Raw genomic sequence first — 23,487 nt, forward strand, 5'->3', positions numbered from 1 at the left:
CGGTCCGACAGTCCACTTGTGCCGAGATATTCGTAGGCGTATATTCGCAGACGAGTAGCTCGAGAACGGGGCGGCGATGGCCACGAAGCGCAAGGTGAACAACCTGCTGGCCCTGGCCGTGCTCGCCGTGTTGGCCGAACGCCCGATGCACCGGTACGAGATCGCCACGACCATCCGGGAGCGCGGCAAGGACCGCGACATGGACGTCAAGTGGGGCTCGCTCTACACGGTGGTCAACAACCTGGAGAAGGCCGGCTTCCTCGAAGTCGTCGGGAGTGAACGGGACGGCGCCCGGCCGGAACGGACGATCTTCACGATCACCGACGCGGGCCGCGCCGAGCTGGCCGACTGGACCCGGGACCTGATCGCCGAACCCGAGCCGGAGCACCACCGGTTCACGGCCGGGCTCTCGGTCATGGCCGGACTGGCGCCCGAAGAGGTCGCCGAACTGCTCGGCCGCCGCGCCGACGCACTGGACCGTGCCATCGAAACCGCCCGACGCGAACTCGAGGAGATCACGGGCTCCGGGCTGTCCCGGCTGTTCATCGTCGAGTCCGAATACGACCTGGCGATGCTGGAGGCGGAGGCGTCCTGGACCAGGGCGCTGCGCGAGGAGATCACCGGCGGCACGTTCCCGGATCTCGAACTCTGGCACCGCGCCCATGCGTCCGGGCTGAAGCCCGCCGAGGCGTTCGCCCTCTTCGAAAGGGGGCCGACCGGATGAGTTCGGGCCCGACAGCGGTGCGGCAACACCACCGTCGGGCCCGATCAAACAGTCTCGAACCGCGCCCGCTTCCGCGCACCCGGCCAAGGCTGGCAACCACAGGATATCGGGAGGGGTTGCGGCCGGTTCGAGCGAGAACCTGTAGCGCGAGAGAACTGGAGCACACACCCATGTCCACCACGGAATCCGCCCTCGTGATCGGCGGCGGCATCGCCGGCCCGGTCACCGCAACCGCCCTGCTCAAGGCCGGCATCTCGGCCCGTGTCTACGAGGCCTACTCGGGCCCGACCTTCACGATCGGCAGCGGTCTCGCCCTGGCCCCGAACGGCGTCGCCGCGCTCGACATCATCGGTGCCGGCGACCCGGTCCGGGCCATCGCCAAGCCCATCTCGCGGATGGAGCTGTCGATCGGCGGCAAGATCGTTCCGACGCCGGCGCCGGCCGGGCTGCCGCCGCTGCAGATGGTCGACCGCCACGCCCTGCATCGCGTCCTTCATGATCACGCGATCGCCGCCGGCGTGTCGTTCGAGTACGACAAGCGGCTGGTCCGGGTCGCCGAGGGCGAGTCGGGCGTGACCGCGTACTTCGCGGACGGCAGCAGCGCCACCGCCGACGTGGTGATCGGCGCCGACGGCGTGCGGTCGACCGTTCGCGGGCTGATCGACCCGAGCAACCCTGGTCCCGACTACACCGGCATGCTCGGCTTCGGCGCCTTGATCAACAACGAGATTGGGCTGACACCCGGGACGATGGTCTTCGCGTTCGGGTCCCGGGCCTACTACCTGTATGCGGTGCTCGACGAGAAGACGATCTTGTGGGGCGCCAACCTGCCGCACCGGAAGTACCTGTCCCTCAAGGAGGCGCGGGCCGTTCCGGCCGAGCACTGGCTGGACCGGCTGCGCGAGACGTACGGCGCGGACTCACCCGGCGGCGAGTTCGTCCGCCGGACCACGCCGGAGAACCTGGAGATCACCGGCGCACTGCACATCATGCCGCCGGTGCCCCGTTGGCACCGGGGTCGGCTGGTGCTGGTCGGCGATGCCGTCCATGCGCCGTCGAACAGCTCGGGCCAGGGTGCCTCACTCGCGATCGAGAGCGCCGTCCAGTTGGCCCGCTGCCTGCGCGACCTGCCCGACCCGGGATCCGCCTTCGCGGCGTACGAGGAGCTGCGCCGGGCTCGGGTCGAGAGCGTCGCGGCGCGAGCCCGGAAACTCAACCACAGCAAGACTCCGGGCCCGCTGGCGCGACGGCTGATGTCGGTCCTGATGCCGATGATGATCAAGAGGATGGATCCGGAGCGGACCCTTGGGGTCGAGCAGCGGTACCGGATCGACTGGGACGCCCCGGTCCAGCCCGAACTGCTGTCGACCGCGGGCTGACCGTCGCGATCAGCGGACGTTCTCGGCGTGGGTCAAGGTCTCCCAGCCGAAGAAGTGACTGGTGCCGAACGGCCGGCCGCGCTCGATCAGCGCGGCGGTCTTCGGCATCGGCACGCCGAGTCGATCATGGTAGTGGTGGTAGGCGATCTCGACGACCGGGCCGAGCCCGGGCTTGATCTTGCCGCCGCAGAGCCAGGCCGGGACCGGCTCACCGAGATCGAAGACGGCATGGAACTCGAAGGCGGCGACCTGGAAGCCCCAGCCCGTGTGCCCGAAGTCGCGACAGGTCTCCTGCGCCAGCCCGTCGACGAACGTCGTCTGACCGTGCCAGTACTTGATCAACTTCTCCGGCGTGTCCTTGCTGCCGTTCGGCGGCGGGTGCGGCAGCGGGCCGTCACCGGTCAGGTAGACATGGGCCGGCACCCGGGCCCGGGTCTTGGCGATCGCCTCGTCGAAGGCCGCCCGGTCGTCCAGGAACACGGCGATCCCGATCGCCGCGTCCATCATGATCAACTCCCAGTTCCCGTTGTAGTCGGCGACTCCGGGCAGCACCTTCGGCAGATAGACGGTACGGAGCACGTCGGCGAACCGCTGCTCACCGGCCCACCCGCCGGGGTAGGTCCACTTGATCAACTCCGCAGCCCGGGAGAACGAGGCGCCGGACCAGCCGGTCTGCAGCCGGGCGTTGTGATTCAGGTGATCCTTGATCACCGCCGACCAGGCGTCCATGATCGCGATCGACTTCTCCGCATGCCGCGAATCGCGGGTCAGATTCCAGAGCAACGCGTGGGTGTAGGCGGCCAGGGCATCGTTGCGCTCCTCGGAACAGCCCAGGTTCGGATTGGAGTAGGGGCCGCATTCGACGACGTACTCCCGAGGCTGCGGCTGCTAGTCCAGCGACGCGAACGGGCTGGCCGCCAGCGCGTCGTACGCACTCGTCCACGGTTCCCGCTCGGCCAGGACCATGGCCCGGGGGTAGCCGAGCTGGGCCCGGTCCACCAGGTCCTCCTACCTTTAGCCCCTCCAGTGCCAGCAGGCACGCACGGTGCCCATTCCATACCAAGCGTTTTCCATGATTTGCCAGATGAATTGCCCAGTGGAGTGACAGACGATCGGCCCGTTGACACGGGACCGATCCGGGAGGTGAATGGACTAGTGAGCTTTGCAGTGGCCGGCGACGCCTACGACAGGTTCATGGGCCGCTACTCCGCCGAGCTGGCGCCGCTCATGATCGACTTCGCCGCGGTCGGTTTCGGTGATCGGGTGCTGGACGTCGGCTGCGGGCCGGGCGCCCTGACCGCGCGGCTGGCCGAGCGGGTCGGCGCGGTGCACGTCGCCGCCGTCGACCCGTCGACCTCGTTCGTCGAGGCCTGCCAAGCCCGGGTGCCGGACGCCGTGGTCCGCCAGGCGGGGATCGAGCGGCTGCCCTGGCCCGACGACACGTTCGACGCGGCCCTCTCCCAACTGGTGATCAACTTCGTGCCGGACCCGGTGGTCGGGATGATCGAACTGACCCGGGTCGTGCGGCCCGGCGGCCTGATCGCGGCGTGCACCTGGGAGTACGGCCACGGGATGGAGATGCTGGATGCCTTCTGGCGGGCTGCGTTGTCGCTGGACCCGGACGCACCGGACGAGGCCGGGATGCCGCTGCGGACCGCCGACAGCCTGGCCGAGTTGTGGCGTCGGGCCGGCCTGGACGGGAACGCGACCGAGCCGCTGGTCGTGACGACGACGTACGCCGACTTCGAGGAGTTGTGGCAGCCGCTGACGTACGGCATCGGGCCGGCGGGCAGCTACTGCCAGACCTTGGACCCGGAGCGGCAGGCGGAGCTGCGGGCCGCGCTGTTCGTCGAGCTCGGGGCGCCCGCGGGAGCGTTCTCGCTGTCGGCCAGGGCCTCGGCGGTCCGCGGCCGGACCCCGTCGCGAAACTAGGAGTTGTAGCTGCTCTGGGTGCGGTCCAGGCCGACCAAGATCAAGGACTCGATGGCGTCGGCGGCGCGTTCCACCTCGACCTCGACATCCGCCCGTTGGGACGCGGGGATGTTGCTGAGCAGGTAGTCCGCCGGTTCCTGGCGACCGGGCGGGCGGCCGACTCCGATCCGTACCCGATAGAAGTCACCGGTGCCGATCGACGCCCGGATCGACTTGAGCCCGTTGTGCCCGTTGTCGCCGCCACCGAACTTGACCCGCAACTGGCCGGGTTCGATGTCCAGCTCGTCGTGCACGACGATCAGCTGCGCCGGCGACGTCTTGTAGTACTTGATCAACTTCGAGACCGGACCGCCGGTCTCGTTCATGTACGTGCGGGACTTGGCGACGACCATCCGCGGCGCCTCCCCACCGGGCGGGCCGACCCGCAGTTCGGCGAGCTCGGCCCGCATCCCGAACGGCGCCTTGAGCTTGGCCGAGGCACGCTCGACCAGCCGATCCACCACGTGGTGGCCGACGTTGTGGCGATGCTTCGCGTAGGTCGGCCCGGGATTGCCCAGGCCGACCACCAGCCACGGCTGCATGACTCGGCTCGCCTCGTGCGGAGCGACTCAGCTCTCCTCGGACGAGCCCTCGGCCTCGGCGTCGGCGGGCGCCTCAGCGCCGGCCTCCTCGTCGGCGGTCTCCGGCTCGGCCTGGGTCGGCGCGTTGGTGATGTTGACGATCAGCTGATCCGGCTCGACACCCAGCACGGAGCCCTCCGGCAGGTCGAGGTCCTTGGCCAGGATCTGCGAACCGGCCTGCAGGCCCTCGATGGAGACGACGATCTGCTGCGGCAGGTGGGTCGCCTCGGCCTCGATGCTGATGGTGGAGTTCTCGACCACGACCAGGGTGTCCGGGCCGGCTTCGCCCTCGACGTGGAGCGGGATGTCGACGGTGACCTTCTCGCCGCGGCGGACCAGCAGCAGGTCGACGTGCTCGATCAGGCCCTTGATCGGGTCGCGCTGGACCTGCTTCGGCAGCGCCAGCTGGGACTTGCCGTCGATGTCGATCGACAGCAGCGCGTTGGCCACGCGCAGCGCGAGCAGGGTCTCGTGACCGGGCAGGGTGATGTGGACCGGCTCGGCCCCGTGCCCGTACAGGACGGCGGGAACCTTGTCGGCACGGCGGATCCGGCGGGCAGCGCCCTTGCCGAATTCGGTACGCGTTTCGGCGGTGAGCTTGACCTCGGGCACGAACGAATCTCCTCGAACTGACTGGCAGGAATCTGGTCTGTCTCCACAGCGAGCGACCACTGAGATCCGCGGTCCAGCGAACGCCGGAGCCCGTGGCCCATGTCGATCACGGTCCCCCGACCGTGATCGGGGCCACCCTCGCCGAGGCAACCGGTTCACCCTAGCCGAACCCTCCCCCCACCACCAATTCCGCCGACCAGTCACAAAAGCAGGCGTCCTGTCGGCGTGTCGCTGCGCTTGTGACCTGTCGGCGCGGGGAGAGATGGGCCGCCGGAGTGGAGGTCGGCGGCGGGAGTGGAGGTCGGCGGGAACGAAGGTCCGCGGGGCGAAGGCCAGCCGGGGCGAAGGCCAGCCGGGGCGAAGGCCAGCCGGGGCGAAGGCCAGCCGGGGCGAAGGCCAGCCGGGGCGAAGGCCAGCCGGGGCGAAGGCCAGCCGGGGCGAAGGCCAGCCGGGGCGAAGGCCAGCCGGGGCGAAGGCCAGCCGGGGCGAAGGCCAGCCGGGGCGAAGGCCAGCCGGGGCGAAGGCCAGCCGGGGCGAAGGCCAGCCGGGGCGAAGGTCGGGCGGGGACGAAGGTCCGCGGGGACGAGGCCGGCGGAGACAAAGGCCGACGGGACGAACGCGCCCGAGCACTCTGACCCGCGACATGGATGCACCGAGTGTGACGTTTCGTACCCTCGAAATCGATTTCAACCTGGTCGTTTCCTCACACTCGGCGAGGTCATGCGGGTGTGAGGTCCTGGGCGCACCCTGCCCGTCGCGTTGGCGAGGCGCAGCGACACGCCGCGAAAACCGCTGCGTTGGTGACCGGTCGGCGGTTAGGTGAGGCGGACCGGGCCGTAGAGGCCGGAGGAGCGTTGGGCCGGGAAGACGAAGTTGGTCGGGGTGGCGGCGTGCAGGTACGGACCGAGGGTGTTGTAGACGACGATCTCCAGTGCGGCCGGTCCGTCGAGCGGCGGCAGGGTGAAGCGGAACGGGGCGCAGAAGGCGGAGCCGACCTGCCTGCCGTCGAGCAGCACGTCGACGCTGCCGCGGAGGTCGCCGAGGTCGAGGGTCAGCGGTCCGTCGCCGGCCGGTTCGATGGTCCGCCGATAGCTGACCGCGCCGCTGAAGTCGCCGAGCCCGAGTTCGCGCCAGTCGCCCAGCGCGATCGGAGCCGGTACGTGCTCGACCTCGATCGGCCCGTCCAGCGCCGACGCCCCGGGCAGGAACGCCGACGACTCGATGATCAACTCCACCGTTCCAGGTTCCGTCAGCGGCTCGGCCGGCGTGACCCAGCCGTCGGCGGCGGCGCGGTGTTCGGTGTCGTTGATCATGATCGTCGCCGGCGTCCGCAGCGGGGCCCGGAGCCGGGCGGTGCCGGCCGGTAGGGTGGCCCGGATCCGGCGCGGTCGCGGTACGGCGGAGTCGGCGGTGTCGAACTCCGCCGGCGGTACGCCGAGCTCGGCCTCGCCGCGCAGCCAGGAGGCACGGCGGAGCTGGTGCGGCCGGTGCGCGGCGTGCATGGTCTCGATCGCGTTCCACTGCTCCGGCCGGACCGTCGACGGCGCCGACTGGTTGTCGGTGGTGCAGGTCCAGCCGAGTCCGCTGACCGCGACGACTGGGCCGGCCGGGGTGTGCGCGACCAGGTCGACGAAGATCACGTCGGTGATGTCGGCCGTCTCCAGGCGTACCGCGAGCACATGATCACCGGCGCCGAGCAGCTCGGTCACGTCGTGCCGGAAGTACATCGGCCGGCTGCCCCAGTCGTAGTACTCGACCTTCTCCTGGCGGCCCACGACGGTCCCGTCGATCAGCACGGTCGCGGCGCCGGCGGCGCCGACGACCAGGGCCGCCGAGGTCGCCGGCTCGGCCAGGGTCACCGTGGTGGAGAAGATGATCATGCCGTCGCTGGTGACCGCCGGGTCGCCGAACGCCATGTGCTCCGGGCGTTCCCCATAGCCGTCCGGCCCGGTGATCGTGAACCCGGAGCCGATCACCGTCAGTTCGCCCGCGGTCCGCGACGGCCCGAGGGCGTACTCGAGGATGTTGATCTCCCGCTCGACGTCGATCCGGTGTACGGCCGCGTAGTGATCGGGAGCCGTCAGGACGACGCCGTTCCAGCTGACCTGCTTGGCCGAGCTGGCCGACACGACCAGGTCGGCAGGCCCGCGGTGATCGGTCCGGAGGACGGCCCGCACCCGGGTCAGCTCGCCGGGCTCGGGGTTCGGCGCGAGGACGTACTCGGCGGGCACCAGGCCCTTGCTGCCGAGCGGGCTGACCGCGTCCCGGTCGATCGCCCGGCTGGCCGAGAAGTTGTACGGTTGCCAGCCGGCCCCGGCCAGCTCACGTTCTCCGGCAGCGATCCGGTCACAGTCCTCGACGCTCAGCGGCCCATGATCAACTCCGGTCGTGATCATCACCCGCTGCCCGTAGCCGGCCCGGGACGGCTGCCAATCGGCGTCGCCGTCGGCGGTCTCGACGTGCCACAGCTCGAGCCGATCAAGCTGGCGGCCGGCCGGCCGAGCCAGGTCGCCCCAGGTGTTGTCCATTGTGTGCACGAGAGTTCCGGTCCAGCCGTCGGCGAGCTCCTGCCCCGGCCTCGCCGCCACCGGCCGAGGCTCCGGTACGGGTGGCGCCTCCGTACCCTCGCGCCAGACCAGCAGCAAGGCGGGTGCGCCGGCCTGGTCGATCTCGATCATGGTCGTCCTGCCGGCGGCGGGCTTGATCACCGCCGGACGCCGCTCGCCGGACGCAGGATCCCACAACTCGGCCTCGGCGATCTTGGCGCGGATCCGGACCGTCCGGGTGTCGGCGTAGCGGGTCCGGTCGAAGCCGTCGGTCCACTTCACGGGCACGCCGTCCGGATCCTGGCTCGCGTTCGGGTGGGCGCCGGTGATCAAGGCAACCCCGTACGGACCCGAGCGCCGGACCAGCAGCGGCAGGTCCGCTGAGACGTGCTGATCGAGCGGATCGAGCTCCGCCACCGCGGCCGCCGGATCCGCGACCACCACCAGACCCGGGTGTTCGGCCAGCCGCCGTACCGTCGCATCGTCGGTGCCCAAGCCGGCCGCGACCGACGGTGCAGCGCCGACCGCGATCACCCGCCCGCCGGCCTCGAGCAGTTCGACGAGCGCGGTCGCGGTCCGCGACTCGAGCACGGTCGTCGCGGGCAGGATCACCGTGTGATAGTTCAGCGAACGGACGGTGAGCCGGGCCCGGCCGATCTCGGCGCGCTGGATCGACGCGTCGTCGATCACGTCGAACGCGATCCCGGCCGCGTCCAGCAAACCGCCCTGCCATCGGCGCCAGTTGTTCACGCCGCTCAGCGCCAGGTAGGTCTGCTGGGCCCGGTCGACGTCCTCGTGCCCCGCACCGAGCAGACCGTCGCCGAAGTGCTGCACGGGTAGGTCGATCGGCAGGCCGGCCTGCGCCGTCGTCGTCGGATGCAGCACCGCGACACCGGCGTCGTAGTCGCCCCAGGACAAGATCGAACAGAGCCGCGCCACGGCGTCGGAGAAGGCCCCGTACTGCTTCCAGTACGGCTGCCGCCAGTCGGTCGACGGCGGCGCCCATTCGAACCAGCCGGCCGCCGTGTCGAAGTAGCTGGCGTGCGGATCGTAGAGCGTCGCACCGCTGCGCAGGAAGGGAAGCAGCCAGTCGTAGGTGTCCTCCAGCGTGCCGCCCCAGCCGCTGGAGTGGAACGCCTCCAGCCAGACCCGATCATGGCCGTAGAGGTGCGCCATCGAACTGTGCACCTTGGAGTCGCCGTCATGATCACTGCCGGGGGCGTTGTACCAGCGGTGGGTGCGGAAGTAGTCGGTGTAGAGCTGGGTCGCCTGGGTCGGGAAGCCGGCCCGGGCCGGGTGGCTCTGGTCGACGCCGAGCAGCAGCCCGCGCTTGGTGTGCCACTCCCCCAGCGGCCGGAACAGCGCCTCCTCGGTGAGTGCGGCCCGGACCGCGTAGTAGTCGGTCCTGATCTTGCTCGCGTCGCGCGGGTCCAGCCCGTCGGCGGTGGCCAGGAACAGCGCGCCGAGATGATCACGCAGGTCGTAGCCGGCCCGGCGCTCGAACTCGTCGGCGAACCGCTGGCTCCACGGGTTGGTGCCGGGCAGCTCGTCCTGGAAGCTGCCCGGGATGACCGTGCCCAGGAACTCCGGCAGCCGGCGTTCGAACTCGCCGTGGACGGAGTCGATCAACAACTCGACCGCGGCCGGGTCGAGGTAGTCGAAGGCGGTCGGCACCACGGTGATCGCGGTCAGCTCGGCACCGTCCGGCGCCCCGACCAGGCCGCCCGCGGTCGTCTCCACCCGCCGCCCGGCGCCGTCGTAGCAGACCAGCAGGGATTCCGTACCCCGCAAGGGAATCCGGCCGCCGGACGCGATCGCCTCGGTGCGCCGCAACGCCTGTCCGGTCAGCTCCGGATGATCAAGGGTGATCCGGCCCTGGATGTTGGCGCCGGAGAAACCGATCTGGTCGTAGAACCAGATCTTGGTGCCGAGCTCACGAGCGATCGTGCACGCGTCGGTGAAGCGGTCCCACCACTCCTCGCTGAACCAGACCGGGTCGTCGGTCATGGCGCCGAACGTCGGGCCGGCCGGAGCGAGGTTGATCACCACCAGGTTGTGGATCCCGCCGTCGGCGAATCGCCGCAGCTGCCAGTCCAGGCGTTCCCGGGTGACCTTGCCGCCGCTCCACCACCACAACGGGGTCGGTCCGTAGTCGCGCGGGGGTTCCTCGAACAGGCCGACCAGTTCCGCTGGGATCATGATCAAGTCCTCCGGGATCAACGAGAGACCGTACGGTGATCAAGGCCGAGCAGTTCGGCGGCGGCCCGCACCTCGGCCGACCGGTGGCCCACCGCGAGGGCCCAATGGTGCCCGATCCCGGTCCGGCTCCAGGCGTCGACCCATTCCCCCGGGTCGACGCCGAAGTCGACCCGCGAGGTGGTGTTGCCGATCTGCAGCAGCGGCCCGTCGACCACGGTCCCCTCCGACGTGACGAGGACGTAGCTGCCGTCGGGATCCTGGCCGAGACCGATCGTGGTGACCGGGCCGTGCCGGACGTCGAACTCCACCGAGACGCCCCAGCCGCGCTTGCCGTGATAGACGCCGAGCCCGCGCAGCAACGGATCCCGGGCGCTGATCGCCAGATGCGCCGGGCCGTCGTGGCCCATCTCCACCACGCCGTCGTCGAAGTTGAGGGCCTGGATCTCGGTGAACGAGCCGCCCGCGCCGAGAGCCTGCGCGACCAGCATCGCGATCGAGGTCCGCAACTCGTACTCGCCGGCCATCGGGATGCCGCGCGCCGTGAGCAGGGACGAGCCCAAGATCATCGCCGCACCCAGCCGCTCGTGCAGTTCGCCGGCCAGGCCGCGGTGGTAGTAGGCGACCGAGTCAAGATCGAAATCGGCCACCAGCCGGTCCAGCCCGACCGACACCTTGGCCGCCCATTCAAGATCATCGGACTCCACGCTCTGGTCGAGCTGGAACAGCTTCCGGGCCAGCGCCACCCGCTCCGAGGTCTCGGCGTCGGTGACCTCGGCAACCCGTTCCCGAAGATCATCGAACTCGAGCACCTCGATGTGCGAGCCGAACGTCGTGGACACCGTGGTCAGGTCCGTCGAGACGTCCAGCATGCCCGGATAGAGGTGTCCCATCAGCCCGTGCCGGGCCTCCCGCAGCCGGGCCCGTACGCCGGCCGCGGCGATCCAGTGGCCGATCCTGGTCCAGGCGCTCTCCTGCCGCAGGTGGCCCGACACGGAACGGAAGCCGATCCCGGCCCGGCGGAACACGTTGGCGATCTCCGGGATCGGGCACTGGCCGCAATAGGCCAGCCACTGCCCGGTGTCGAACGACGCGTGGTCCATCTTCTCGGTCGGCTGCAGGTCGATGATCAACACGGGCGCATTCGCCTTCTGCGCGATCGGCAGCACCATCGACGAGGTGAGGTACGTCGCGACGAAGATCACCACCAGGTCGCAGTCGGCGACCCGCAACTTCTCGCCGGCCTTGCCCGCATCGGTGGCGTCGGAGACGAACCCGGCGTCGATGACGTCGGCCTCCATGCCCTGGAACCGCTCGGTGACGTAGCGGGCCGAGTCCTGCAACTGCTCCAGCAGGCCCGGGAACTGCGGCCAGTAGGCCCCCAGCCCGCCCGAGACCAGGCCGATCCTGGTCCGGCGCCGCCGATGCGGAATCAACAGTTCCGCGGGATCGCGCTCCGTAGCGTCCGCCATCGTTCCTCCACAGCGAGTCGACTCCAGCACCAGAATTGAATCGTTTTACAAGCCGGACGAGAAGTCAACCCTGCGGAGCGTTCCCCGGGTGCGAACACCGGCCGCAGGATCAGGACTGGCCGTTGAAGAGTGAGGTGACCGAACCGTCCTCGAACACCTCGGTGATCGCGCGGGCGATCAGCGGCGCGATCGACAGCACGGTGAGCCGGTCGAAATGCCGCTCGTCGGGGATCGGCAGCGTGTTCGTGACGATGACCTCCTCGAACGCCGAGGCGGTCAGCCGGTCGACGGCCGGACCGGACAGCACCGGATGGGTCGCGGCGGCGATCACCGACTTCGCGCCGCGTTCCATCAGCGCCTCGGCGGCCTGGCAGATCGTGCCCGCGGTGTCGATCATGTCGTCGACGAGCAGGCAGACCCGGCCCTCGACCTCGCCGACGACCTCGTGCACCGCGACCGTGTTGGCCACGTTGGGATCGCGCCGCTTGTGGATGATCGCCAGCGCGCAGTTGAGCTTGTCGGTCCACATGTCGGCCAGCCGGACCCGGCCGGCGTCCGGCGAGACGACGGTCATCTCCGACGTGTCGTACTTGGACTCGACGTAGTCCGACAGCACCGGCAGCGCCCAGAGATGATCAACGGGACCGTCGAAGAAGCCCTGGATCTGGGCGGCGTGCAGGTCGACCGACATCAGCCGGTCGGCGCCGGCCGTCTTGTAGAGATCGGCGATCAGCCGGGCCGAGATCGGCTCCCGGCCGGCGTGCTTCTTGTCCTGCCGCGCGTACGGATAGAAGGGCGCGACCACCGTGATCCGCTTGGCCGAGGCCCGCTTCAGGGCGTCGACCATGATCAACTGCTCCATCACCCACTCGTTGACCGGTGCGGCGTGGCTCTGGATCACGTACGCATCGCAGCCGCGGACCGACTCCTCGAAGCGGACGTAGATCTCGGAGTTCGCGTAGTTCAGCGACCGGGTCGGCACGATGCCGACGTGCATCAGCTGCGCGACCTCGTCGGCCAACGCCGGATACGCCCGCCCCGAGAACAGCATCAGATGCTTCTCGTTGGGCTTCTTGACCCCCGTCATTGTTCGCCCTCCCCGTGCTCGGTGCCGCCGGCCTGTTCGGCGGCGGCGGCGGTCTTGGTCCCGGCCCGCTTGCGCGCGACCCAGCCGGGGATGTTGCGCTGCCGGCCCCGCGCCACCGCCAACTCGCCCGGCTCCACATCGTTGGTGATCGTGGATCCGGCGGCCACGTAGGTCCCGTCCGCGACCGTGCGAGGGTGAACCAGCACGGTGCCGCTGCCCACGAAGGAGTGCCGACCGACCGAACTGCTGGTCTTGTTCACCCCGTCGTAGTTGGCGAAAATCGTCCCGGCGCCGATGTTGGCGCCGTCGCCGATCGTCGTGTCACCGGCGTAGGTCAGGTGCGGGACCTTGGCGCCCGCGCCGATGATCGCGTTCTTGGTCTCGACGAAGGTGCCGATCTTGCCCTTCACGCCGAGTTCGGTCCCCGGTCGCAGGTACGCGAACGGCCCGACGCTCGCCTCGGCGCCGATCACCGCCAGCGAGCCGTGGGTCCTGATCACGGTCGCGCCCGGGCCGACCTCGACATCGACCAGCGTGGTGTCCGGACCGATGGTGGCGCCGGCGCCGATCGAGGTGGCGCCCTCGAGCGACGTACCGGGCAGCAGGGTGGCATCCGGAGCAAGATCAACCGTGTCATGGATCCAGGTGGTCGCCGGGTCGACGATGGTGACGCCGGCCCGCATCCACTGCTCGCAGATGCGCCGGTTCAGTTCGGCGTTGAGCCGGCCGAGCTGGACCCGGTCGTTGACGCCCTCGGTCAGCCAGAAGTCGTCCACCCGGTAGGCGGCGACCTGCTGCCGGTTGTCGGTGGCGATCTTGACGACGTCGGTGAGCATCAGCTCGCCCTGCGCGTTGTCGGTGCTGATCTTGGTCAGGCCGTCCCGCAGTGTGGCCGCGTCGAAGACGAAGATGCCGGAGTTGATCTCGTCGATCTGCCGCTGTGCTTCGGTGGCGTCCTTGTGCTCGACGATCGCCACCACGGACCCGTCGGCCCCGCGGACGATCCGGCCGTAGCCCGTCGGATCGGGAGCGGTCGCGGTGAGCACGGTCGCCACCGCACCGGCAGACCGGTGCTCGGCGACCAGGGCGGCCAGGGCGTCGCCGGTCTGCAGCGGAGCGTCGCCCACCGTGATCACCACGTCGCCGTGCAGTTCGGGGAGGCCGGCGATCGCACACTGCGCCGCGTAGCCCGTGCCGTACGCCTCGTTGCCCTGCGGCACCCGTACCGCATGCGGAGCGACCTCGTCGAGGTGGGCCTCCACCTGGTCCCGCCCGTGGCCGATGACGACCGCCACGTGCTCCGGCTCCAAGGCCGTCGCCGCGTCGAGCACCCGGTGCAGGATCGATCGGCCGCCGACCTCGTGCAGGAACTTCGGTCGGGCCGACTTCATCCGCTTGCCCTCCCCCGCAGCGAGGATGATCACTGCTGCCAGCGTGGCCTCGACGGGGGCATCGGTGGCTGAATTCACACGGGCTCCTAGAGCTCTCGTTCGGGCGGTGTTCTCCGCCGGGTCACCTTAGTCTGCAGGCACTGGGGATGTCTCATCGGACGCCTGCGTCTTCGTGGGACGCAGCAGGCAGAACTCGTTGTTGCCCGGATCGAGCAGTACGGTCCACGGCAGCTCGCCCCAGTCGCGGTCGAGCCTTTCGGCGCCGAGGTCGAGCAGCCGGGTCAGTTCGGCGTCGTAGTCGCCGCCCGGCGGGACCCGAAGGTCGAGGTGCAGCGGGTTCTTGCCCCGCTTCGGCTCGACCGGGTCGGTGAAGCCGATCAGCGGGCCGGTGCCGGACGGATGCCGGAACGTCGCGGGCAGCTTCGGCCACGGCCGCCAGTCCCACGCCTGAGTCCAGAACGCCGCGGCCGCGTCGATGTCGTCGGCGTCGATCGGGATGCCGCCGATCGGCCCGGTGTCGGGATACATCGGCTCGCCGCTGTCGCGCAGCCGACGGTCGGGCATCACGCAGAAGGCATAGTCCTCGGGGTCGACCAGCACCGCCCACGGTGCGTCGTCGCCCTGCCCGATGTCCACGTGCGCGGCGCCGAGCCCGAGCGCCCGCTCGACCATCCGGTCCCGGTCCGAGCCGGCGTTCAGGTCCAGGTGCAGCCGGTGCGGCCGTTCCTCCCGCTCCGGTACCGGGAGGAAGTCGAGGAAGAACCCCTCCAGCCCCGGGTACGCGAGCCGGGTCCCGCTGGCGCCCTCCTCGGTCACCGCGGCCCCGAGCAGTCCCGCCCAGAATCGCCCCAACCGCACCGGATCCCGGGCATCGACGCACAGACACTCCAACACCGACCGCTCCATCGCCCCACGATAACGAGCGTCGCGCGTCGCGGGGGGCTCAGCCGGCGCCGGTCCCGACCGTGCTCTCGCGGGCGACGAACGTGTGATCGGCGAAGAGGGTGACGCCGGGGCTGCGATCGCCGGCCATCCTGATCATGAGTCGCTCCAGCGCGAGGGTGGCGATCCCGGTCTTGTCCGGTGCCACGGTGGACAGGGTCGGCGTGCTGTAGCGGCCGTCCTCGACGTCGTCGAACCCGGTCACGGCGATGTCGTCGGGAACCCGTACCCCGTGGACGGAGAGGGTCCGCAAGACGCCGAGCGCGACCAGGTCGTTCAGGCAGAAGACGGCGTCCGGCGGCCTCCGGAGCGCCAGCAGCTGTTCCATGGCCGCGGCTCCGTCCCGGCGGTGCAGCGCCTCGGTCCGTACGTCGAGCGTCGGGTCGGGCTTCCGGCCGGCGTCCCGCAGCGCGGCCCGGTAGCCCTCGATCCGGAGCGCGGTCGTCTTGGTCCAGCCGTCCGGCGGCCCGCCGATGACCGCGATCCGCCGGCGGCCGAGGGAGATCAGGTGTTCCACCGATTCCCGGGCGGCCCGGACGTTGTCGATCATGACGTGGTCGAACTGCTTCGAGTGCACCTGCTCGCCGATCAGGACCAACGGGGCCGGCGGCGAGCGAACCTCCAGCTGATCCGCGCCGAGCTGCAGGGGGTTGACGATCAGCCCGTCGAAGAGCGGCGCCGGCCGCCGCCGCAGCACGATGTCCCGCTCCCGGTCGGGCTGTCCGTCGGTGTGGTCCACCACGAGGGTGTAGTCCTTGCCGGCGAGCTGCTCGATGAAGGCCCGGGTGAGTTCGCCGAAGTACGGCACGTCGATCTCCGGCACGATCAGCCCGATCAACCCGGACCGGCCACCCCGCAGCGAACGCGCCGCCAGGTTCGGTTGGTAGCCGGTCTCCTCGATCGCCCGCTGGACCCGGGCCCTGGTCGCCTCGCTGACGTAGTGGAAGTCGTTCACCACGTTCGAGACGGTCCGGATCGACACGCCGGCCCGCGCCGCCACGTCGCGCAAGGTAGCCACGACGACGAAACTACTCCATGATCATCAGCCGGCCGGCCGGACCGAGACGGTACGGAACTCGGCCTCGCCCCTGTGGGTTCGCAGCCCGACCATCCCGGAATTGAACGAGGAGTACGGATCGGACGCGGTCAGCGTGATCACCTCGTCACCGGCGCCCGGCCGGAACTCGGCCCGAAGCTCCGTCCCGGCCTTCGTGTCGACGACCCGGAGGCTCAGCCGATGCCAGGCGCTCCGAGCGATGCCGCCGGGAACGGCGCGGGACGACAGCTGCTGATAGGCGTAGTCCTGGCGCGCGATGAACAGCCGGCCGTTCACCGGATCAAGCCCGGCGTAATAGCCGTGGTGCGAGTCCGGGCCCTCCTGCGGGTCGGTGACCCGGGCCAGCAGGCCGGCGTCGATCGTGGTGGCGCCCAGCCGTACGTCGCTGCTCACGGTGTAGTCGGTCCACCCGGTCGAGCCGGTGACTGCCTTCGGGAATCCTTGTCCGTCCTGCTGCCGGTAGACGCCGTCCTCGACCGACCAGGATCCGCCGTAGCCGATCCAGCCGGCTTGGCCGCGGCTGCCGAACGCGGACTCGAACGGCAGGGTGCCGACCGACGCGACACCGGTCGCCTCCCCGCAGGTTCCGCTGTCGCCGACGCTGGTCGGCGCGGTCAGCCGCACCTCCCCCGGCGGTCCGGCCGGCATCACGTGCGGGCTGTAATTGGCGTTGCAGCCAGGCGACGCGTTGCTCACCGTCCACGGTGCCGGCGACCAGTCCCAGAACCGGCTCAGATCCCTTCCGTCGCTGGTGAACAGGATCCGGTACTCCTCCGGCGCGAAGTCGTCACCGACGGTGTTGAAGACGTGCTGCGAGGCGAGCACGAGTTGCCCGGTCCGGTCGCCTGTCGGCACCCAGGTCACCACCGGGCTGTGGCCGGCGTAGCGACCGTCCGCGGTGATCACTTGATCACCCAGGTCGGCGGCAGAACCCCACCTTGCTCCGTCGGCGGATCGCTTGACGTGCACAGCGCAGTGGGCCCGGCCGCAGATCTCGTACGAGAGCACGAAGTCGCCGCGCTGCCCCATCCGGGCCACCGTCGGCATGCCCGGTCGATCGCCGGGCAGTGCGCTCGCGACGTCCCGCTGGACCGGGCCCCAGGAGCGGCCGCCGTCGGTCGAGGTGACGTGGACGATCATCTGGCTGTGCTCCGGTGCCGACCGCTCGTCGGCGAAGTACATCTGGAGCCGGCCTTTGGTGTCCAGGACCAGGTGCGGCTCCCAGATACCGCGACCAAACGTCCCGCCGCGCTGAATGACCTCGCCGGGCGTCCAGGTCCGTCCATGATCATGGGAGTACCAGGAGAAGAACTCGGTCACCGACCCGTCGGCCGGGACGAGGTTCGCCACCAGCATGATCGTGCCGGCGGGATGATCACCGAGCCGGTGGGGGAACTCGAACAGGTGCGGCTGCCACATCCGGGAGACCGGCCGGCCCGGCCCGGTGCGCTCGTCGGCGACGGTGCTCAGCGTGCTCCAGGACTTCCCGTCGTCGTCGCTGCTCTTGATCAACAACTCGATCGGTCCGCCGGTCGGGTTGTCCCGCTCGAACGTCATCAGCAGCCGCCCGGGGGCCTCTCCGGCCGCGCTCAGCCTGAGCATGCGTGCATAGATGTTGCTCTCCTCGGCCCCGACCGGCCGATGGATGAGCTCCCCTCCCGCGTCGGCACCGGCCCGTCCCGCGCCCAGCACGGTGACGGCTCCGACCACGAGAACGGCGATTCCGACCAACACGGTACGGCTGAGATTCAGCGACATTGTCATCGCTCCTGCCCGAGATTCTTGCAACGTTGCAAGAAAGGCTAGCATCCTGCGGCGGAGCGACGCCATGGCTGCTACCGACAAAGATCGAGAATCGAGACCGACGCAAGATCAGCAACGCGTTCGAGACTTCCGGCGACGACCTCGGATTGCCAGACCTGGTAGACATCCCGCCGGTACACGTCGACCGGCGGGAGGTAGACGAAGCCGGGGCCGTTGGTGCAGTTGAGGACGAAGATCGCGAGGTCCGGGTGGCGGCGGCGCAGCTCCTGCTGCAGCCAGGAGTACGGTTCGCCGGCCTGGGCGACCACGATCGCGTCGCCCCAGCGCCAGACCCAGAGCGGATGGGCCGCGGTGTCACCGTCGATGTAGCCGGCCCGCAGCTGGCCGGCCCGGCGCAGCCGCTCGGCGGCGGCGGTCGGGTTGATCCCGGCGTGGCGCCGCGCGAGTTCCTCGGGGGTCGGTTCCGGCCGCGCGTCGAGTTCGGCGACCGTCCGGATCGTCCGCAGGGTACGGGACGGCTCGACCGGCTGTGGCCGCCAGATCCCGAGCGTCGTGCCGGACTCGACGACGTCTGCCAGTCCGAGCCTGCTGCCGGGCGGCGGCAACGCGGTCAGCCCGGACAGCGCGGCGTAGCCGATCGCCCGGCCGACCCGGTCGGTGAGCTCGCCGTCGCCGTACTGCTCGCGCGGGCTGAGTTCGCCGGAGGCGCCTTGCAGCACCAGGCAGGGCGCCCCGATCGCCTGTTCCACCTCATCCCGCGCGGCACCGATCCAGTCCGGCGAGATCAGCGGCGGCTGCCAGCCGAGCGTGGTCGGGTGGCAGGCGTAGTTGATCATGGTCGCCAGCGGCCGGCCGTCCCGGGCCGTGATCCGGCCGACCAGCAGCGTATCGTCGGCCGGTGCGCCGGGATTGAAGGCGACCAGGTCCCGGCCGCCGGCCACCAGGGCCCGGTCCACGGCGACATCGCACCGGGCGGTGCCGAACGTCGCGGTCGCCTCGACGGCCGTCGCGGCGGCCTCCCGGCAGGCCTCGGTGATCTTCTCGGCCAGCAGGTCGAAGTAGGCCGGCACCAGGTCGGCACCCTCGAGCTCGGGCGAGGTCGCGGTCAGCGTCGGGCCGGAGTGGGTGTGCACCAGGTGGAGCAGCAGGTCCTCCGGTTCGGCGCCGAGCGCGTCGAGCACCCGGGACCGTACGGCCCACTCCTCGGCCGCGTTGCGCCACCAGCCGAGGTCGGTCGACACCAGGTAGCGGACCGGCTCGGCGCCGTCGGTGATCGCGAGCGCGGTGGCCCGTAGCGGCCGGTGCACCCCGGCCGCGACGTCGGTGTCGGCCGCACCCCAGTTCCGGGCCAGAATTCCGGCCGGCGGCGTGATGTCGCGGACGGCGACGCCGACCCTGCCGGCGGCGGCGAGCGGCGACCAGATCAATGGCTCCATGATCACGATTCCCGCACCAGACCACCCATCGTCGACGCGCCGGCACCGAGCTCGGTGGTCTCCGAGAGCGCGGCGCGGACCGCGTCCCGGGTGCCGTCGATCAGCTGCTCGATGTCGGATTCCGTGTGGGCGTAGGAAATGTGGCTGCGCTTGAGGTTCAGCGGCAGCTCGAAGATGCCGCGCTCGATCAGCTTCCGCCGGTAGCCGACGAACAGGTCGGCCCGGTTGGCCAGCAGGTCGCTGTACGTGCGCGGCGCCGGGCCCGGCATGAAGTAGCTGACGAAGATCGAGCCGTAGCCGGTGACGACGGCCGGCAGGTCCAGCTCGGCGAACACCTCCCGCAGCCCGGCCCGGGCCAGCTCGCCGAGCCGGAACGTGTGCTCGTGCACCGGCTGCTCGGTCAGCTTGGTCAGCGTCGCCAGCGCCGCGGCGACCACGACCGGCGCCCCGTTGTACGTACCCGCGAAGAACGCCGACCCGCCCGGCCGCGAACTGAACTGCTGCATCAGGTCCGCCCGGCCGCCGATCGCGCCGAGCGGGAAGCCGTTCGCGAACGCCTTGCCGAGCGTGGTCAGGTCCGGCGTGATCCCGCTGATCTCCTGCCAGCCGCCGAGCGCATGCCGGAACCCGGTGATCACCTCGTCGAAGATCAAGATCGCACCGTGCTGGGTGGTCTGCTCCCGCAAGGTGATCAAGAACTCGTCGGTCGGCAGCACACAGCCGATGTTGTGCGGCACCGGCTCGACGATCACGCCGGCGATCTGATCACCATGATCGGCGAACAGCCGGCGGACGGCCTCGGCGTCGTTGAACGGCAACACCACGGTCGATTCCAGCACCTCGGGCAGGATCCCGGCCGAGATCGGATCGGGCCGGTTCAAGGCATCCTCGGCGGAGATCACGTTCAGGCTGACCGCGTCGTGCCAGCCGTGATAGCAACCCTGGAACTTGACCACCAGCCGGCGACCCGTGACCGCCCGGGACAGCCGCAGCGCATGGAACGTCGCCTCGCTGCCGGTGCTGGTCAGCAGCACCTGCTCGAAGCTCGGCACGAGTTCGATCAATCGCTCGGCGAGTTCGATCTCCCCCGGCGTCACGCCGACGCCGCACAGGTCGACCTCGCGGATCACCGCCGCCACTGCGGCGCTGACGTCGGGATCGTTGTGGCCGAGCAACTGCGGGCCGAACGCGGCGTGGTAGTCGGTGTAGGCCCGGCCCTCGGTGTCGAAGAACCGGGCACCCTCCGCACGGGCCACCACCAGGTCGGTGATGCCCGGGACGCTGCGCTGCCCGCTGTTCACCCCGCCCGGGATGGCCGCCCGGGCCCGCTCGGCGAGCGGCGCACCGGTGCCGACTGCATTCACTCTGGTTCTCCTTCGGTCGATGGGTCCGGGTCGTAGCCCAGGAACAGCTCGAGATGATCAACTTGCTGCTGCAGCAGGGCAGCCAGGGCGTCGAACCGCTCCGGCGTCACCCGGCTGCTCGGGCCGCTGACACTCAGCGCGTAGCGGGCCGTGCCGCTGTGATCACGCACCGGTACGGCGACGCAGCGCAGCCCCGTCACCGACTCCTCGTCGTCCACGGCGTAGCCGCGCCGGCGCACCGCGGCCAGGTCCTTCAGCAAGGCTGCGAGCGAGGTCAGCGTCCTCGCGGTGCAGGCCCGGAATGCGTACCTGCGCAGGGATTCCCGGACCTCGCCCTCGGTCAGGGTGGACAGGATCGCCTTGCCGAGCCCGGTCGAGTGCCAGGCGTCGGTCTCGCCGATCGCCGCGCCCTTGCGGATCGGGTGCCGGCTCTCCACGGCGTGCGCGATCACGAGTTGATCACCGGTGCGGATGCCGAGCGTCGCGGTCTCCTCGCACTCGTCGACCACGGTCGCCATCGCCGTCCCGGCCAGTCCCATCAGGCCCTGCCGCCCCAGCGCGCTGCGGCCCAGCGCGAACAGTCGCATGCCGATCCGGTAGTGCCGGGTCCGCGGGTCGCGTTCCACCCAGCCGTTGCGGATCACGCTGTTCAGGTAGCGAAGCGCGGTCGGTTCGCTGAGGCCGGCGCGCGCGGCGATCGCGGCGAGCGGACCCGGCTGCTCCGCCACGGCCTCGAGCAGGCCGGTCAGCCGCTCGACGCTCTGCAGTCCGTCGGGAGTCGCCATAATTGATCATGTTCCATTCAGTGACAGGCTCTTTCACTCGTACGATAGCGTACCGGCATGAAGATCACCGATGTGGACACCGTCGTCTGTGACGCCGGGATGCGGAACTGGGTGTTCGTCCGGGTCCGGACCGATCAGGGCCTGGTCGGGTGGGGCGAGGCGAGCACGGAGTGGCGGACCCATTCGATCGTCGGGGCCGTGCGCGACTTCGTGCCGTTGTTGATCGGCGAGGATCCGTACCGGATCGAGCACCTGTGGCAGAAACTGTTCCGGCAGCAGTTCTGGAAGGGCGGCGTGATCACCATGAGCGCACTGTCCGGCATCGATCAGGCCCTGCACGACCTGAAGGCGCAGGCGCTCGGCGTTCCGCTGTACGAACTGCTCGGCGGCCGGGTCCGGGACAGGATCAGGTTGTACGACCACCTCGGCGGCGGTGACCCGGACGCGGTCTACGGCGCGCTGTCGGCCGAGCGGTTCGCCGACAGTGCGCGGCGCAGCGTGGAGGCGGGCTTCGATGCGGTGAAGGTGCTCGCCGTACCGATGGGCGCCGGCCTCCCGTCCGGTGCGGCGCTGCGGACCACGGACCGGGTGATGGCCGCGGTCCGGGACGCGGTCGGCGACGAGGTGGAGATCATGATCGACCTGCACGGCCGGTGCACGCCGGCCGCGGCGATCGCGTTCGCCGGCGTGCTGCGCCCGTACCGGCCGTGGTTCCTGGAGGAGCCGTGCCAGCCGGAACTGGTCGAGGAGTTGCCCGGAATCGCTGCCGGAGCAGGGATCCCGATCGCTCTGGGTGAGCGGCTGTCCGGCCGCGGTGAGTTCCTCCGAGTGCTCCGGACCGGCGCCGTCGCCGTACTGCAGCCGGACGTCTGCCACTGCGGCGGCCTGTCCGAACTGCGCCGGATCGCCGGCCTGGCCGAGGCCTTCGGCGTCACCCTGGCCCCGCACAACCCACTCGGCCCGATCGCGACCGCGCACAACCTGCACTTCGCGATGGCCACCTCGAACTGGCTGATCCAGGAGCAGATGCGAGCAGCCGCCCCGATCTGGGACGACATCCTCACCACCCCGCTGGAGTTCGCCGACGGCTACGCCGTCCCGCCGCCCGGCGTCGGCCTCGGCACGGCCGTGAACGAGGCGGTCGCCGCCGCCCACCCCGGCACCGAGACCGAGGTCCAACTCTCCACCCGCCTCCCCGACGGCAGCCTCTGCGACTGGTGAGCCACCGTGACGTTCCGGACCGATGAAATCGCGTCGATTTCAGATGTCCGTTTCGTCACACTCGACGATGGATGAGCTCGCGGTCGGTGTTAGCGTCCGAACGTGCCGTCAGGGATCCGACTCGCTGTGAAGGGACGCGCTCAGGACGGCGAGATCGTCCTCGAACTCGAGTTCGCCGTGCCCGACGACCACTACGCCACAGACACGTTTCCTACCGAGCATTATCGGGCGGCGCTCGTCGATCCGGCAGGCGAGACGTCCTTCAGCCTCGGACTGTCCGGAGGCGCGACCGGCGGGCGGGTGCAGATCACCTTCCCCTTCCAGGCCGAGCGCTGGGCTGCCGCGGAGTTCGTCCGGCTGGAACTCGGCACGATCAAGCTGGCCTTCCCGATCGCTGTGCTCGGCGACGTCACCCTTCCCGATCGGTGATCAGCCGCCGAGGCGCCGGACCAGGGCGTCGGCCTGTTCCCGGGTGAAGGTGCCGGCCAACTGCAACTGGCCGCCGGAAATCTCCTGCTGCACCATCGGCGCAGAGATCAACTCCTCGCCGATGATCATGGCCATCCGATTCCTCGGATCATGCTCCGCGGCCAGGTCGGCGGTCACCTCGGTCAGGGTGTCGGCGGCGTCGGCGGGCAGGGTGATCAAGATCATCCAGTGACCGCTCTGATCGGCCTCCGCCCTCACCTGCTCGAGTCGATGGACGGTGAGCCGGCTCGGCCCGAGCCGAAGGCAGGCCTGCGGGTTGTCCGGTTCCGGATAGGTCCGGTCCGAGCCTGCCGATGCGCACGGCGCCGGCCGGTACTCGGTGACCTGATGGAACGCCAGCGGTTCGGTGAGTCCGGCCGGAGTCGGCGACGGACCGGGCAGCCGCGGCAGCAGGCCGCAGCCCGTCGCCGCCATGATCAGAGTCAGGATGGCGAGGGCTGCGTACCGGCGCATGCGGTCAGGGTACCGAC

General features: G+C 70.2%; 19 protein-coding genes. 5 read left to right on the forward strand and 14 right to left on the reverse strand.

Annotation, left to right across the window (positions count from 1 at the left end):
• Window positions 1-76: 76 nt before the first annotated feature.
• Together BKA15_RS09100 and BKA15_RS09105 are read left to right on the forward strand one after the other, a co-directional pair.
• Window positions 77-724, forward strand: coding sequence for a PadR family transcriptional regulator (locus BKA15_RS09100; RefSeq protein ID WP_179750044.1), 648 nt, complete (start codon window positions 77-79; stop codon window positions 722-724).
• 170 nt (window positions 725-894) lie between these two features.
• The gene (locus BKA15_RS09105) at window positions 895-2,103 is read left to right on the forward strand and encodes an FAD-dependent oxidoreductase (RefSeq protein WP_179750045.1); all 1,209 of its coding nucleotides are present in this window, start codon (window positions 895-897) and stop codon (window positions 2,101-2,103) included.
• A 9-nt stretch (window positions 2,104-2,112) separates the two neighbouring features.
• Here the strand turns inward: BKA15_RS09105 and BKA15_RS09110 are convergent, their stop codons facing one another.
• A complete protein-coding gene (locus BKA15_RS09110; protein ID WP_312879676.1) occupies window positions 2,113-2,937 on the reverse strand; it encodes an alginate lyase family protein in 825 nt (274 codons plus the stop codon).
• Between the two features lie 321 nt (window positions 2,938-3,258).
• Between BKA15_RS09110 and BKA15_RS36320 the strand changes: the two genes are divergently transcribed.
• Entirely contained in the window at window positions 3,259-4,035 is a 777-nt protein-coding gene (locus BKA15_RS36320; protein ID WP_179750047.1) for a class I SAM-dependent methyltransferase, read from the forward strand.
• Here BKA15_RS36320 and pth read toward each other — a convergent pair.
• The 12 genes from pth to BKA15_RS09175 all read right to left on the reverse strand — a co-directional run bounded on the left by pth (window position 4,032) and on the right by BKA15_RS09175 (window position 21,307).
• Window positions 4,032-4,616, reverse strand: coding sequence for an aminoacyl-tRNA hydrolase (gene pth / locus BKA15_RS09120; protein WP_179750049.1), 585 nt, complete (start codon window positions 4,614-4,616; stop codon window positions 4,032-4,034). The genes BKA15_RS36320 and pth overlap by 4 nt on opposite strands.
• A 27-nt stretch (window positions 4,617-4,643) precedes the next feature.
• Window positions 4,644-5,267: a 50S ribosomal protein L25/general stress protein Ctc gene (locus tag BKA15_RS35395; RefSeq protein ID WP_179750051.1), complete on the reverse strand. Its 624-nt coding sequence runs from the start codon at window positions 5,265-5,267 to the stop codon at window positions 4,644-4,646.
• Between the two features lie 815 nt (window positions 5,268-6,082).
• Complete coding sequence (locus tag BKA15_RS09130) at window positions 6,083-10,033, reverse strand: hypothetical protein (RefSeq protein WP_218871163.1); 3,951 nt, start codon at window positions 10,031-10,033, stop codon at window positions 6,083-6,085.
• Window positions 10,030-11,481 (reverse strand): L-fucose/L-arabinose isomerase family protein, encoded by a 1,452-nt coding sequence (locus tag BKA15_RS09135; RefSeq protein WP_179750053.1) that lies wholly within the window; start codon window positions 11,479-11,481, stop codon window positions 10,030-10,032. The genes BKA15_RS09130 and BKA15_RS09135 overlap by 4 nt, the downstream gene beginning before the upstream one ends.
• 109 nt (window positions 11,482-11,590) lie before the next feature.
• Entirely contained in the window at window positions 11,591-12,568 is a 978-nt protein-coding gene (locus tag BKA15_RS09140) for a ribose-phosphate diphosphokinase (RefSeq protein ID WP_179750055.1), read from the reverse strand.
• A complete protein-coding gene (gene glmU, locus BKA15_RS09145) occupies window positions 12,565-14,037 on the reverse strand; it encodes a bifunctional UDP-N-acetylglucosamine diphosphorylase/glucosamine-1-phosphate N-acetyltransferase GlmU (RefSeq protein WP_312878890.1) in 1,473 nt (490 codons plus the stop codon). Before glmU ends, BKA15_RS09140 begins: the two co-directional genes overlap by 4 nt.
• 48 nt (window positions 14,038-14,085) lie before the next feature.
• The gene (locus BKA15_RS09150) at window positions 14,086-14,865 is read right to left on the reverse strand and encodes a VOC family protein (protein ID WP_179750057.1); all 780 of its coding nucleotides are present in this window, start codon (window positions 14,863-14,865) and stop codon (window positions 14,086-14,088) included.
• A 37-nt stretch (window positions 14,866-14,902) separates the two neighbouring features.
• A complete protein-coding gene (locus tag BKA15_RS09155) occupies window positions 14,903-15,919 on the reverse strand; it encodes a LacI family DNA-binding transcriptional regulator (RefSeq protein WP_179750059.1) in 1,017 nt (338 codons plus the stop codon).
• Window positions 15,920-15,943: 24 nt separating this feature from the next.
• Entirely contained in the window at window positions 15,944-17,722 is a 1,779-nt protein-coding gene (locus BKA15_RS09160; protein ID WP_179750061.1) for a sialidase family protein, read from the reverse strand.
• 71 nt (window positions 17,723-17,793) lie between these two features.
• The gene (locus BKA15_RS09165) at window positions 17,794-19,158 is read right to left on the reverse strand and encodes a neutral/alkaline non-lysosomal ceramidase N-terminal domain-containing protein (protein WP_246322733.1); all 1,365 of its coding nucleotides are present in this window, start codon (window positions 19,156-19,158) and stop codon (window positions 17,794-17,796) included.
• Between the two features lie 2 nt (window positions 19,159-19,160).
• Window positions 19,161-20,522, reverse strand: coding sequence for an aspartate aminotransferase family protein (locus BKA15_RS09170; RefSeq protein ID WP_179750073.1), 1,362 nt, complete (start codon window positions 20,520-20,522; stop codon window positions 19,161-19,163).
• On the reverse strand, window positions 20,519-21,307 hold the full coding sequence (locus tag BKA15_RS09175; RefSeq protein ID WP_179750075.1) for an IclR family transcriptional regulator: 789 nt from the start codon (window positions 21,305-21,307) through the stop codon (window positions 20,519-20,521). The genes BKA15_RS09170 and BKA15_RS09175 overlap by 4 nt, the downstream gene beginning before the upstream one ends.
• Window positions 21,308-21,364: 57 nt before the next feature.
• Here BKA15_RS09175 and dgoD point away from each other — a divergent pair, with 57 nt between their 5' ends.
• Window positions 21,365-22,528 (forward strand): galactonate dehydratase, encoded by a 1,164-nt coding sequence (gene dgoD / locus BKA15_RS09180; RefSeq protein WP_179750077.1) that lies wholly within the window; start codon window positions 21,365-21,367, stop codon window positions 22,526-22,528.
• A gap of 102 nt (window positions 22,529-22,630) precedes the next feature.
• Complete coding sequence (locus tag BKA15_RS09185; RefSeq protein ID WP_179750079.1) at window positions 22,631-22,957, forward strand: hypothetical protein; 327 nt, start codon at window positions 22,631-22,633, stop codon at window positions 22,955-22,957.
• Here BKA15_RS09185 and BKA15_RS09190 read toward each other — a convergent pair whose 3' ends face one another.
• Entirely contained in the window at window positions 22,958-23,470 is a 513-nt protein-coding gene (locus tag BKA15_RS09190) for a SecDF P1 head subdomain-containing protein (protein WP_179750081.1), read from the reverse strand. It lies immediately after the preceding gene.
• Window positions 23,471-23,487: the final 17 nt, after the last annotated feature.

The sequence above is a fragment of the Microlunatus parietis genome, from assembly GCF_013407955.1.
In the GTDB taxonomy this organism is placed as follows: domain Bacteria; phylum Actinomycetota; class Actinomycetes; order Propionibacteriales; family Propionibacteriaceae; genus Microlunatus; species Microlunatus parietis.